At 65.7% G+C, this 12,718-nt stretch carries 16 protein-coding genes; 9 read left to right on the forward strand and 7 right to left on the reverse strand.

The window, feature by feature from the left end:
- The first annotated feature begins 74 nt into the window (after positions 1-74).
- Positions 75-1,235, forward strand: a complete 1,161-nt coding sequence (locus ACI766_RS25050) for a 1-acyl-sn-glycerol-3-phosphate acyltransferase (protein ID WP_003099351.1) — start codon at positions 75-77, stop codon at positions 1,233-1,235.
- A gap of 120 nt (positions 1,236-1,355) precedes the next feature.
- Here the strand turns inward: ACI766_RS25050 and ACI766_RS25055 are convergent, their stop codons facing one another.
- Positions 1,356-1,634 (reverse strand): hypothetical protein, encoded by a 279-nt coding sequence (locus tag ACI766_RS25055; RefSeq protein ID WP_003114705.1) that lies wholly within the window; start codon positions 1,632-1,634, stop codon positions 1,356-1,358.
- 283 nt (positions 1,635-1,917) lie between these two features.
- On the opposite strand from ACI766_RS25055, the gene ACI766_RS25060 reads away from it, so the two are divergent.
- Positions 1,918-2,124, forward strand: a complete 207-nt coding sequence (locus tag ACI766_RS25060) for a hypothetical protein (protein ID WP_003094951.1) — start codon at positions 1,918-1,920, stop codon at positions 2,122-2,124.
- A 57-nt stretch (positions 2,125-2,181) separates the two neighbouring features.
- Here ACI766_RS25060 and ACI766_RS25065 read toward each other — a convergent pair whose 3' ends face one another.
- On the reverse strand, positions 2,182-2,769 hold the full coding sequence (locus ACI766_RS25065) for a YajG family lipoprotein (protein ID WP_003094953.1): 588 nt from the start codon (positions 2,767-2,769) through the stop codon (positions 2,182-2,184).
- An 841-nt stretch (positions 2,770-3,610) separates the two neighbouring features.
- On the opposite strand from ACI766_RS25065, the gene mqo reads away from it, so the two are divergent.
- A complete protein-coding gene (gene mqo, locus ACI766_RS25070; RefSeq protein WP_003099345.1) occupies positions 3,611-5,134 on the forward strand; it encodes a malate dehydrogenase (quinone) in 1,524 nt (507 codons plus the stop codon).
- Positions 5,135-5,185: 51 nt separating this feature from the next.
- Here the strand turns inward: mqo and ACI766_RS25075 are convergent, their stop codons facing one another.
- From ACI766_RS25075 to ACI766_RS25095, 5 genes are all read right to left on the reverse strand, one after another.
- The gene (locus ACI766_RS25075) at positions 5,186-5,599 is read right to left on the reverse strand and encodes a VOC family protein (protein ID WP_003094957.1); all 414 of its coding nucleotides are present in this window, start codon (positions 5,597-5,599) and stop codon (positions 5,186-5,188) included.
- Between the two features lie 268 nt (positions 5,600-5,867).
- Entirely contained in the window at positions 5,868-6,158 is a 291-nt protein-coding gene (locus ACI766_RS25080; protein ID WP_003099343.1) for a PA4642 family protein, read from the reverse strand.
- An 82-nt stretch (positions 6,159-6,240) separates the two neighbouring features.
- Positions 6,241-6,726 carry a hypothetical protein gene (locus tag ACI766_RS25085; protein WP_003094962.1) on the reverse strand — a complete coding sequence of 162 codons (486 nt, stop codon included), beginning with the start codon at positions 6,724-6,726 and terminating at the stop codon, positions 6,241-6,243.
- A gap of 67 nt (positions 6,727-6,793) precedes the next feature.
- Positions 6,794-7,267, reverse strand: a complete 474-nt coding sequence (locus ACI766_RS25090; protein WP_003094965.1) for a WbuC family cupin fold metalloprotein — start codon at positions 7,265-7,267, stop codon at positions 6,794-6,796.
- Between the two features lies 1 nt (position 7,268).
- Positions 7,269-7,826, reverse strand: a complete 558-nt coding sequence (locus tag ACI766_RS25095; RefSeq protein WP_003099341.1) for a hypoxanthine-guanine phosphoribosyltransferase — start codon at positions 7,824-7,826, stop codon at positions 7,269-7,271.
- A 167-nt stretch (positions 7,827-7,993) separates the two neighbouring features.
- On the opposite strand from ACI766_RS25095, the gene upp reads away from it, so the two are divergent.
- From upp to ACI766_RS25125, 6 genes are all read left to right on the forward strand, one after another.
- Positions 7,994-8,632 (forward strand): uracil phosphoribosyltransferase, encoded by a 639-nt coding sequence (upp, locus tag ACI766_RS25100; RefSeq protein WP_003094968.1) that lies wholly within the window; start codon positions 7,994-7,996, stop codon positions 8,630-8,632.
- A gap of 2 nt (positions 8,633-8,634) precedes the next feature.
- Positions 8,635-9,918 carry a uracil-xanthine permease family protein gene (locus ACI766_RS25105; RefSeq protein ID WP_003094970.1) on the forward strand — a complete coding sequence of 428 codons (1,284 nt, stop codon included), beginning with the start codon at positions 8,635-8,637 and terminating at the stop codon, positions 9,916-9,918.
- 333 nt (positions 9,919-10,251) lie between these two features.
- Complete coding sequence (locus tag ACI766_RS25110; protein WP_003099340.1) at positions 10,252-10,800, forward strand: spore coat U domain-containing protein; 549 nt, start codon at positions 10,252-10,254, stop codon at positions 10,798-10,800.
- A gap of 30 nt (positions 10,801-10,830) precedes the next feature.
- Positions 10,831-11,364 carry a spore coat U domain-containing protein gene (locus tag ACI766_RS25115; protein WP_003146046.1) on the forward strand — a complete coding sequence of 178 codons (534 nt, stop codon included), beginning with the start codon at positions 10,831-10,833 and terminating at the stop codon, positions 11,362-11,364.
- Entirely contained in the window at positions 11,364-11,906 is a 543-nt protein-coding gene (locus ACI766_RS25120; protein WP_003099337.1) for a spore coat U domain-containing protein, read from the forward strand. Before ACI766_RS25115 ends, ACI766_RS25120 begins: the two co-directional genes overlap by 1 nt.
- A gap of 18 nt (positions 11,907-11,924) precedes the next feature.
- Positions 11,925-12,713, forward strand: a complete 789-nt coding sequence (locus ACI766_RS25125) for a molecular chaperone (RefSeq protein WP_023084788.1) — start codon at positions 11,925-11,927, stop codon at positions 12,711-12,713.
- Positions 12,714-12,718 lie beyond the last annotated feature (5 nt).

The following is a 12,718-nucleotide window of genomic DNA, read 5'->3' on the forward strand; positions in this document are numbered from 1 at the left end:
TTTATAATCGCGCGGTTCAATTTTCGGCCACCCCCTTGGGCGGCCTTCGCAGCATCCATATGGAACCAGAAAGCATGATGGGCGAGTTCGAAGCCATCCGACCCTACAGTGACGCCGAAGTCCCCGCGGTATTGCAACGCCTCCTGAGCGACGACGCCTTCCTCGGCGCCCTGGTCCGCTACCGCTTCCCGCGCCTGGCCGGTCCCCTCGGTTGGCTGCTCAAACCTCTTATAGCCCATCGCCTGGCCCGCGAGGTCACCGGCATCCGCAGCGTCGCCACGCTGCAGGACAAGTTCGAGCCCTACGTCGACCACACCATCGAGAAGGCCACCGATGGCGTCACCTACTCCGGGGTCAATCGCCTCAAGCCAGGCTGCGCCTACCTGTTCATCGCCAACCACCGCGATATCGTGATGGACCCGGCCTTCGTCAACTACGCCGTGTACCACGCCGGCCTGCCGACCCCGCGCATCGCCATCGGCGACAACCTGCTGCAGAAATCCTTCGTCAGCGACCTGATGCGCCTGAACAAGAGCTTCATCGTGCACCGTTCGCTGAGCGGCCGGCGCGAGAAGCTCGCCGCCTACCAGACGCTCTCCGCCTACATCAACCACTCGATCCGCGAGGACCGCCAGTCGGTGTGGATCGCCCAGGCCGAAGGGCGGGCCAAGGACGGCGACGACCGTACCGACTCGGCGATCCTCAAGATGTTCCACATGAGCCGCAAGGACGAACCCTTCGCCGAAATGGTGCGCGCCCTGCATTTCATCCCGGTGTCGATCAGCTACGAATACGACCCCTGCGATCTGGCCAAGGCCCGCGAGTTGCACACCCGCGCCAGCACCGGCGAGTACCGCAAGGCGCCGGGCGAGGACGATGCCAGCATCGCCCTGGGCATCACCGGCTACAAGGGCCGCGTGCACATCAACTTCGGCGCCGAGCTGGAGGGCGAGTTCAGCGACGCCAAGCAGCTGGCCGCCGAACTGGACCGGCAGATCCTCGGCAACTACCGTCTGTTCCCGGTGCACTACCTGGCCTACGAGATGAGCGAGAACCGCGACCCGGGCCTCGCCGTCCCCACGGCCGAGAGCCTGTTCGGCAGCGAGGAGCTGGAGAAGGCGCGCAAGGAATGGAACCGCCGCCTGGAGCAATGCCCGGCCGAGCAGCGCCCCTGGCTGGTGCTGCAATACGCCAACCCGGTGCTCAACCAATACCGGATCAAGCAGCAATCCTGAAGACGAAAGCCCGGCGCCGCCGGGCTTCTCCATCGGGCAACGGCTTCGAACCCGCAGGCGATGGACGGATAACCGCGATACGCTTATCCGCGTGCGGTTCGGCTCGCCGAGGCAGGGCTCTCAGAGCCGCGTGCTGGCCCAGCTGACCAGCAGCGCCAGGCCCAGGCAGGCGGTGCCGAATCGGTAGAAGAACAGGTTGATCCGCAGGGTCGCCTCGTCCATCGGCAATGCCGCCTCCCCCGCCTCGCCCTCCGCGGCCCAGCGCGCCAGGGCGCGACGCTCGCGTGCGCGGGTGGCCAGCAGCAGCCAGGCGCCGGCGACACCGAAGAACAGCGCAAGGCCGTTCACGGCCTGGGCGGGATGGGCGAGGAACAGCGCCCACAAGGCTTGCAAGGACATCGATAACCTCCGCAACAGGACCACACGCCGGGGCTACCGAATAACGCCTTGGGTGAGCTGATGACAGGACGGACCGTCGGGGACGGCAGGGAAGGACTGGTCGAATTCTATCCAGAATGCATGAGCGACGGCCAGCGGCACCCGGGTTGTCGCGACGAAGCGCAGCGGTTAGCAGCAATCCGTCTAAAAAAGGCGCGGCCTCGCCAGAGTGACCGACTAGTCTGAAAGTGCTTTGCCGGTCACAGAACCCCACCCAGGCAAACGACAACACAGGAGAGTCGTCATGCTGGAAACCGCACCCCACGAACATAACTATCTGATCGACCACCTGGACGAGATCGAGGCCGTGATCGTCGATCTTTCCTTCAATGTCCAGGACGACCGCTGGCTGGTGTACTGCACCGCCTGCGGCCATGAACACCTCGACCTGCCTGAGACCGACGAACGCATCAGCATCGGCGAGCCGGACCCGTTCCACCAGGCCGCCTGAGTTTCCCGAGCGCATGAAAAAGCCCGGCATCCGCCGGGCTTTCTCGTTACCGCCGGCTCATTGCTGGCCGAGGGTCTGAGCGATGGTCGGGTCCTTGAATACGCGGGTCAGGGCGTCGCTGAGCACCTCGCTGACCAGCTTGCTGTTGGTCGCCTGGTTCGGCGCCATGCCGAAGCGCTGGTTCAGCGAGGCGCCGTAGCGACCGGTGTAGCGCCGGCTGCTGTTCTGCACGTCGGCGCGGAAGGTCGCGGTGATGTCGGCCTGGGTGACGTAGACGCCGTCCTTCGGCGACTGGTACTTCAGCTCGGCCAGGGTCAGGGTCAGTTGCGGCGCGTTGTAGGCGTTGGCCGAAGGCGTGTAGCCGAGCAGGCGCACGGCCGTCTCGGCCTGGGCCTGGAGCTTGGGCACCACGTCCTCGCTACGGACGGTCAGGGTGCTGGTATCGGCGTAGAGGCCGCCGCGAGTGCCCAGGGACGGGCCGGGACGGCCATCGACCACCTTGACCACCACCGGCTGGCCATGGCCGACGGCGGTCAACGGTCCTTTAAGGACCGGTTGCGGGTCCAGTTGTTGCGGGCTCAGGGCGCAGCCGCCGAGAACCAGGGCGCTTGCGGTCATCAGGCTGAGCAACAGGCGATGCAGCATGCTCATCTCTCCATGGGTTGGGCACGAATGGCCGGCAGTATAACGGCGCCGCGAAGGCACCGCAGCATTGCCTTGGACGTTCGCCACGGGGCGCGGTTCCTCGCCTGTGGCAGGTGGCGCAGGGCACGCATGCCCGGCGTTTGGCAGATACGGCGCGGCGGATTGTCCCAGGGGGCTTTCGCCGGCGGGCACTTCGTGACCGGGAATGGGAAAAAAGTCTAAGGAGCGGGGTATTTTTTGATTTTCACCGTTATAATCGCCCCCCGATTATAAGGACGCCTCCTGATCGGGTTCCGGCCCCCGCGCCATCCCCCCACAGAGAGCCGCCAGTAGAGCGCTGCCCCATGAGGCAGACGCCCTGAAACGCCTGTAGCGAGTTTTTCGGCAAGGAATGCCGCATGACCCCGCACGATTCTGCGAAGGCATGCCCGCGACAGACGAGCCCTTCCGGCCCATGTCTCCAAAAGAGCGTGGATCGAAGGTATTTCACTACTTCACGAGAGTGTGGCGAGCAATGAAGAGTTTTGCGTCGGTAAGTGCGCCATTAGCGCTTGAAACAGCCCCCCGCAGACGCGACCGCAGCGGATACCTCATGACCAGAGCCTGACGGCCCGTTCCGTCGCGAATGTGCTTGCACGACCGGATGCCCGCATGGGCCAGCCAGGCTGCCAGATCGCCAGCCCCGCGCCCGGCATCCATAGGCGATGACGCCCGGCGTCCCGCCGTTGTTGCGAAGAATCGGACATGACGGCTCCCTCCGCCGCTGCCTGCCGGCCCGTACCGGCCTCGGCCCCGCCCCGTCTGTCGTCAATTTGGTGCTGAAGATTTTGGAGAAGCGTTAATGGCGCAAAACGATCACGAAACAGTCGACATGCTGCTGGTAGGCGCCGGCATCATGAGCGCGACCCTGGCGGTCCTGCTCAAGGAACTCGACCCCAACCTGAAGATGGAAGTCGTCGAACTCCAGGAGTCCGGCGCGATCGAAAGCTCCAACCCGTGGAACAACGCGGGCACCGGCCACGCCGGCCTGTGCGAGCTGAACTACACCCCGCAGTCGGCCGACGGCAGCATCGACATCAAGAAAGCCGTGGGCATCAACACCATGTTCGAGGTGTCGAAGCAGTTCTGGTCGCACCTGGTCGCCAAGGGCACCTTCGGCTCGCCGAAGACCTTCATCAACCCGGTACCGCATCTGAGCTTCGTGCGCGGCAGCGAAGGCATCGCCTACCTGAAGAAGCGCTTCGAATCGCTGACGAAGCACCACGCTTTCGAGACCATGGTCTACTCCGAGGACAAGGCCACCCTCGCCGAGTGGATGCCGCTGATGATGCCGGGTCGTCCGGCCGACGAAGCGATCGCCGCGACCCGCGTCGAGGGCGGTACCGACGTCAACTTCGGCGCCCTGACCAACCAGCTCCTGCAACACCTGGCGCAACAGCCGGGCGCGCAGATCCGCTACAACCAGAAGGTCACCCACCTGCGCCGCGCCGATAACGGCTGGCGGGTCACCGTCAAGGACACCCGCAACGGCGGCGACCGCGAGATCCAGGCACGCTTCGTCTTCCTCGGCGCCGGCGGCGGCGCCCTGCCGCTCCTGCAACTTTCCGGCATCCCGGAAGGCAAGGGCTTCGGTGGTTTCCCGGTGAGCGGCCAGTGGCTGCGCTGCGACAACCCGGAAATCGTCAAGCAGCACCAGGCCAAGGTCTACAGCCAGGCCGAGGTCGGCTCGCCGCCGATGTCCGTGCCGCACCTGGACACCCGTGTGGTGGACGGCAAGAAATCCCTGCTGTTCGGCCCCTATGCCGGTTTCTCCACCAAGTTCCTGCGCCATGGCTCGTTCCTCGACCTGCCGCTGTCGGTACGCCCGGGCAACATCCTGCCGATGCTCTCGGTGGCCCGCGACAACATGGACCTGACCCGCTACCTGATCGGCCAGGTCATGCAATCGCCGGAACAGCGCCTGGAAGCCCTGCGCAAGTTCTACCCCGAAGCCAGGGCCGAGGACTGGCGCCTGGAAGTCGCCGGCCAGCGCGTGCAGATCATCAAGAAGGATCCGAAGAAAGGCGGCATCCTGCAGTTCGGCACCGAGCTGGTGGCCGCCCACGACGGCTCCATCGCCGCCCTGCTGGGCGCCTCGCCGGGCGCCTCGGTGACCGTCTCGATCATGCTCGGCCTGATCGAGCGCTGCTTCCCGGAGCAGGCCCGCTCGCCGGAGTGGAGCGCCAAGCTGAAGGAAATCTTCCCGGCTCGCGAGAAAGAGCTGGAAAGCGACGCCGAGCTGTACCGCAGCGTCAGCAGCCGTTGCAGCGAGGTGCTGGAACTGACCGCGAAGAACGACGTGCAGGCCCCGGTCAACGCCGAGTGAGCCGCGCGCTATGGAACAAGCCGCCTTCGGGCGGCTTTTTCATTTGTGGAGTCAGGCGCCGGCCTCGCAATTGATCATCCAGGACACCCCGAAACGGTCCACCAGGGTACCGAAACAGGGCGACCAGAAGGTCTTGCCCAACTCCAGCTCGACCCGCCCGCCGTCCTCCAGCAAGGCGTCATAGCAGCGCCGCGCCTGCTGCGGGTCGCGGGTATTCAGTGAAAGGGAAATCCCGGAGATCGGCTGCAACGCCGGCCCGTGCCCGTCCGAGGCCATGATCTGGCTGTCGCCGATCTGCAGGTTGGCGTGCATCACCTTGTCGCACCAGCCTTCGGGCACCACCACCGGACCGGGCGCCTCGTCGAAACGGAACAGGAAACTCACCCTGGCACCGATGGCGTGTTCATAGAAACGCAGGGCCTCTTCGCAACGGCCGTTGAAGCAGACGTAGGGCTGGACGTACATGGGAACCTCAGCAGGCTGTTTTTCCTGTGAGTGTAGAAAAGCAGCAGCCGACAGGCAGCCTCTCGCAGAGCGAATAACGCAGTCCTGGCCATTCGCCCTTCCCCGCCGCCCTGGCGATCCGCGACCGCGGCGGGGCCCGCGCGGCGTCTATCGACCCTTGCCACCACCAGCCGCCATTCGGATGCTGGCGTTCTCCGACGGGCGTGACTCGGCGGACCGCGCAACGAAAAAACCCGCCGAAGGGCGGGCTTTTCGCTGCATGGCCGGCTCAGGCGCCCTTGGCCGCCTGCAGCGCTTCGATGTAGGGCACGGCCTGGCGCTGGTCGGCGACCAGGGCGACGAAGTCGTTGCCCTTGGCGTCGCGCGCGTCGAGATCGTAGCCGGCCTCGCGGAAGAAGGTGAGGAAGCGCTCGAAGTCGTCGATGCGCAGACCGCGATAGGCCTTGATCAGCTTGTGCAGCGAGGGGGGGGTGTCGTCGGCCGGCTCGACGCCGAGGAACAGCTTGATCGACTCGTCACTGATCTCTTCGCCAATGATCTGTTTCTTGTCTTTGCGCATCGCTTTCTCTCAACGGCTCTGGGGCCGGGCTCGCCCGGCGCGGGATAAGGCCAGGCAGTTTACTCCCGGCGCGCGGCGAGGCTCAACGCGCGCGTACCGCGCCGGTGTGCAGGTCCGCCCAGACATGGCCGTTGGGATAGGCGAGGAACTGGCAATAGACCGTCTGGTTGCGCAGCAGGTCGAGCAACGCCGGGTACTGCGCCAACGGGTAGTTGAGCGTGAGGGTGCGGGTCCCGGCATCGTAGACCGGCTTCTTCAGGCTCTTGCCTTCGCTGTCGAACTGGATCAGCACCTGGGCCAGGGTCGCGCCCTTGCTCAGCGGTTTGCCCTTCAGGCGCAGCAGGGTCGGCGTGGTGATCGGGATCGGCTGCTGGTTGGACTGCCGCTGGTTGCCCAGCACCACGCTGTACTCGGTGATCTGGATCAGTTGCTGCTGCTCCGGCGCCTCCTGGCGCAACTGGCCGTCGTCGGGCGGCAGGAAGCGCGCGTGCATCGGGGGATTCTCGGCGGCCAGGCCGGCCAGACTGACGAACAGGAGCAGGGAGCCGCACAGGCTACGGGCGAACATCGGGACCTCCGGACAGGGCGAGCCGGCACTCTAGCATGGCTGCCGACCCGCCGCCGAAGCGAAGCGCTCAGGCGAACTGGGCGCGCATCCAGTCCCGGTAGGCCGGCGCATCGGCGCTGCCTTCGGCAGGCGCCCAACTGGCGAACTCGCCTTCGCCGAGCGGGCGGTAAGGCCCGGCCTTGCATTCGAACAGGATGCTGTCCGGCTCCAGCACCACCAGGGCATGGAACACCCCGGGCGGCAGGTCGACACCGGGGCAGTCCCCAGCGGCGCTCAACTCGCGCTTGTCGAGGAGTTCCCCGTCCTCGGCGAAGACCAGCAGGCCGAGACGGCCCTTGAGCACGATCAGCGCCTCGGCCTTGCCCGCATCCAGGTGCCGGTGCGGCGGGATGTAGGTATTCGGCTGGAGGCCCACCGCCATGCGGTGGCAGGGCTCCTCCATGCGGTGGAAGTTGTGATGCTGGCGACCACGCGGCGCGTTACCCGCCCCGCTCGCCAGTTCGGCGAACAATTGCTGGTCGAGGTAGCGCGGTCCGGCCATCTCAGAGCCCCTTGACCGCGAAGATGCCCGCGGCGTTGCGCCAGTAGCCCTTGTAGTCCATGCCGTAGCCGAACACGTAGCGGTCGGCGCAGTAGAGGCCGGTGAAGCTGGCCTTGAGGTCGGGCCGGGCCTTGCGCTCGTGTTCCTTGTCCACCAGTACGGCGGTGTGCACCGCGCGTGCGCCGGCATGCTTGCAGAAGTCGATGATCGCCGAGAGGGTGTGCCCTTCGTCGAGGATGTCGTCGATGATCAGCACGTCACGGTCGATGAAGGAGATTTCCGGCTTGGCCTTCCAGAACAGTTCGCCGCCGGAGGTCTCGTTGCGGTAACGGGTCGCATGCAGGTAGGACAGTTCGAGGGGGAAGTCGAGCAGCGGGAGCAGCTTGCCGGAGAAGATCAGGCCGCCGTTCATCACGCAGAAGACCACCGGGTTGGTCTCGCCGAGATCGCGGTTGATCGCCTCAGCGACGCGACCGATGGCTGCCTCGACCTCGTCGTTGTTGAACAGGCAGTCGGCTTCCGCCCTGACTTGGCGGATGTGCGCGAGATCGACGGACATGGTGCTTCTCCCTGGCTGGGCTGAGAAAAAGTCGGCAAAGGTACTCATCCGGTCGCCATCGGGCAACCCCCGGCGGTCGAGTGCGAATCAGAATAATGGTCCAGACTGTGCGGAATGCATTACGCTAGCGCAATTTTTTTGCCCGCCCCCGTTGGAGACAGTCGCCCATGCCCGTACATGAGATCCGCCACCCCCTCATCCGCCACAAACTGGGCCTGATGCGCCGTGCCGATATCAGCACCAAGAACTTCCGCGAACTGGCCCAGGAAGTCGGCGCCCTGCTGACCTACGAGGCGACCAAGGACCTGCCCCTGGAACAGTACGAAATCCCCGGATGGGCCGGCCCGGTGACGGTGGAGAAGATCTCCGGGAAGAAGATCACCGTGGTGCCGATCCTGCGCGCCGGCATCGGCATGCTCGACGGCGTGCTCAGCCTGATTCCCGGCGCCAAGGTCAGCGCGGTCGGCGTCGCCCGCAACGAAGAGACCCTGGAAGCACGCACCTACCTGGAAAAACTGGCGCCGGACATCGCCGAGCGCCGCTCGCTGATCATCGACCCGATGCTCGCCACCGGTGGCTCGATGGTCGCCACCATCGACCTGCTGAAGAAGGCCGGCAGCAAGGAAATCCGCGCCATGGTGCTGGTCGCCGCCCCCGAGGGCATCGAGGCGGTACGCAAGGCCCACCCGGACGTGATCATCTATACCGCCTCGATCGACGAGAAGCTCGACGAGAACGGCTACATCATTCCGGGCCTGGGCGACGCCGGCGACAAGATCTTCGGTACCAAGCAGAAGGAAGCCTGAACATGGGCGATGCCTTCCAGGAGCCGCTCTGGCGCCAGGTGCTGTCAGGCGCGCAGATGCTGTTCGTCGCCTTCGGCGCGCTGGTGCTGATGCCGCTGATCACCGGTCTGGATCCCAACGTCGCGCTGTTCACCGCCGGCCTCGGGACCCTGCTGTTCCAATTGGTGACCGGGCGCCAGGTACCGGTGTTCCTCGCCTCCAGCTTCGCCTTCATCACCCCGATCATCCTCGCCAAGGGCCAGTTCGGCCTGGCCGCGACCATGGGCGGGGTGGTCGCCGCCGGCTTCGTCTACACCTTCATGGGCCTGGCGGTGAAGATCAAGGGCACCGGCTTCATCGATAAACTGCTGCCGCCGGTGGTGATCGGCCCGGTGATCATCTCGATCGGCCTGGCGATGGCGCCGATTGCGGCGAACATGGCGATGGGCAAGGCCGGCGACGGCAGCGAGTTGCTGCCGTACCGCACCGCGATGATGATCTCGATGCCGGCGCTGCTCACCACCCTGGTGGTGGCGGTATTCGGCAAGGGTATATTCCGCCTGGTGCCGATCATCGCCGGCGTGCTGGTCGGCTTCGCCCTGTCGTTCGTCTTCGGCGTGGTCGACACCGCCGCGATCGTCGCCGCACCCTGGCTGGAGCTACCGAAATTCACCGCGCCGGAATTCAACTGGCAGGCGATCCTGTTCATCGTCCCGGTGGCCCTGGCCCCGGCCATCGAGCATATCGGCGGGGTCATCGCGGTGGGCGGCGTCACCGGCCAGGACTACCTGAAGAAGCCCGGCCTGCACCGCACTCTCCTCGGCGACGGCCTGGCCACCTCGGCTGCCGGCCTGTTCGGCGGACCGCCCAACACCACCTACGCGGAAGTCACCGGCGCAGTGATGCTGACCAAGAACTACAACCCGAAGATCATGACCTGGGCGGCGGTGATCGCCATCACCCTGGCCTTCGTCGGCAAGTTCGGCGCGATCCTGCAAAGCATCCCGGTACCGGTGATGGGCGGCATCCTCTGCCTGCTGTTCGGCACCATCGCCTCGGTCGGCATGAACACCCTGATCCGGCACAAGGTCGATCTCTCGGAAGCACGCAACCTGGTGATCGTCTCGGTGACCCTGGTGTTCGGCATCGGCGGCGTGCTGATCGGCAGCGGTACCGGCCCCGACGACATCGGCCTGAAGGGCATCGCCCTGTGCGCCATCGTCGCCATCGTCCTCAACCTGTTGCTGCCGGGCAACGACGGCTGGCAGAACAAGGCGCTCGACGAACAACACAAGGATTCACACTGAAAACAACGGACGGAACACTTCGCTGTTCCGTCCATTTTCCACCCGCCACGTTATTTTCAAAAGCATGTAGCCAATCGCTTACTACTTTGTAATTAAACTTCCCTGTATTTTCCAAATAATCACGTCATCTAACTGGCAGAGGCTTATTCGCGCTGCTATATAGCCAGTCAAGCATGACTGGCGAGCCGCTCTGCGCCGCACCCGGCGCGTCGCCAGCCATGAACTTCGAGTTTGGCGGATATATAAGGCCGATCATTTAAAGTCGTGGGAACTTTATTTATCCGCCAACATCGTCCTGCGCCACCGACATTCGTTATCGACAGGAAGTTAGAGATGAATAAACGCATTCCGGCAGTCTTGTTGTTCTGTGCCTGCGCCAGCCTGCTGGGCACCGCCCAGGCCGCCGGTACGCTGATCGGCCAGGTCGGCGTGCAGATGGTCATCGGTGCCGGCTGCACCATCATCAACGGCAGCGTCAGCGGCGGTATCAACCAGTGGGGAACCCTGGACTTCGGCAGCCATTCCGACCTCACCAACGTGGTCGACGCGCAGACCGTCGGCACCAGCGGCAATATCCAGATCCAGTGCAGCACCGGCCTGACCCCGAGCCTGACGGTGAACGCAGGCCTGCACGCCAGCGGCGGCCAGCGCTACATGCAGAACACCACCACCACCAGCAGCACCATCGCCTACAACATCTATTCGGACGCCGCGCGCAGCGCGCTGATCCAGGCCAACACACCGGTGGACATCTCCTCGGTCTCCACCGGCACCGCGGTCAACATCCCCCTCTATGGCCGCGTGGTGCCCACCGGACAAAGCACACCCACGCCGACGGCGGGGACCTACACCGACACCCTGCTGGTCACCATCGCCTGGTAAGACGCGCCGCCAGGCGCGGCGCCAGGCAGCATGGTCCTGGGGGGACCGATGAGCCTGAACCGCTACTTCACCGGAGGACTGCTCTGCCTGCTCGGCTGCAACCCGGCAAACGCGCAGACCGCCACCATCGTCCTGAGCGCCACGCTGCTCCCGGCCTGCGAGGCAGGTAGCGTCGGCAGCGGCGGCGCGATCACCTTCGGCACCCTCGACTTCGGCCAGTACGCCTCCCTGAACAACGCCATCAGCGCCACCAGCCAGCAAGGCGCAGGCTCCATCCGGGTCAGGTGCGTCAGCGGCCAGACCTATGCGATCACGCTCGACGGCGGGCTCTACGGCAGCGTCGCCACGCGGCGCATGGCGAACATCGCCAACACCGCCCTCACCCTGACCTACAACCTGTACAGCGACCGCCCCGGCGGCATCGTCTGGGACAACACCACCGGCGTTGCCGCCACCGGCAACGGCAACGACCAGTGGTACCCCATCTACGGCCTGGTGCCGGCACAGACCACGCCGGTCGCCGGGACCTACCGCGACACCGTCAACGTGACCATCAGTTGGTGATGCCGATGTCCAGCCGGCGTCTATTCCTGTCGCTTCTCCTGCTCCCGCTGCCGAACCTGGTCGCGCATGCCGATCCATCGCCGATCAGCCGCGCCTTCCAGGTCCAGGCGGTGGTCGCCAACGGCTGCGCCTTCGGCACCGCCATCAGCAACAACGCCTATGACCTCGGCACCCTGAGCTTCGGCACCCTCGGCAACCTGGCCAGTCCGGTTAACGTCGCCAGCAGCTCCGGGGCCGGCTCCATCGTCCTGACCTGCACTCCGGGAATGACCGTCTCCGTCGCCCTCGACTACGGGGTCAATGGCGGCAGCAGCAGCCAGCGCTACCTGAAGCGGGTGAGCGGTAACGAGACCCTCGCCTACCAGCTCTACCAGGATGCCGCCTACTCCCAGGTCTGGGGCAACGGGGCACTCGCGCGGACCATCGCCAACTTTCCCGCCAGCACCCAGACCTACACGGTATACGCGCGCCTGTTCGCGGTCGGCAGCCTGCCGTCCGCCGGCAACTACCGCGATACCGTCACCGTCACCCTTTCGTTCTGAGCCGTCATGGAGGATCACATGCCCAGTCCACACCTACCTCTCCGCCCCGGCCGCTGGCTTGCGGCGCTGCTGGCGCTGCTCCTGGGCGGCCCGGCACAAGCCGCCAGTGCGGTGCTGATCTGGCCGATCAACCCGGCCATCGAAGCCGACCAACCGGCCACCGCGCTGTGGCTGGAGAATCGCGGCAAGCAACCGGTGACCCTGCAGGTGCGCGTGCTCGGCTGGTCCCAGGCGGATTTCCAGGACGTCTATCGCAACCAGCAGGCAGTGATTCCCAGCCCGCCCTTCGTCAAGGTCGAGCCGGGCCGCCGGCAGCTGGTCCGGCTGATCCGCCAGGGCGGCCAGCCCAGCACGCCGGAGGACGCCTATCGGGTGCTGATCGACGAAGTGCCCGACGGCAGCGCGGGGCAGACGCAACGAAGCCCCGGTCTCGCCCTGCAGTTCCAGATGCGCTATTCGGTGCCGCTGTTCGTCAGCGCCGACGGCGTCTGGACCCAGCCGCGCAGCGATGTCGAGCGCGACCCGGCCGACGCGACCCGGCCGAAGCTGGCCTGGCGGCTGGTCGAGGAACAGGGCAAGCGTTACCTGCAGGTGCGCAACGAGGGTAGCGTGCACGCCCGCCTGAGCCATGTCCGCTGGGAGGGCAACGGCCGCAGCCTGGCGCTGCTGGACGGCCTGCTCGGCTACGTGCTGCCCGGCCGGCAGATGCGCTGGCCGCTGCCGCCGGGGCTGCTGCCGGACGCCGGCATGACCCTGAAACTGCAACTGGCGGACAACGACGCGCCGATCAGCGTTCCCGGCTACTGAGGCGG

This window comes from Pseudomonas sp. DL (assembly GCF_047199225.1).
Lineage (GTDB): Bacteria > Pseudomonadota > Gammaproteobacteria > Pseudomonadales > Pseudomonadaceae > Pseudomonas > Pseudomonas aeruginosa.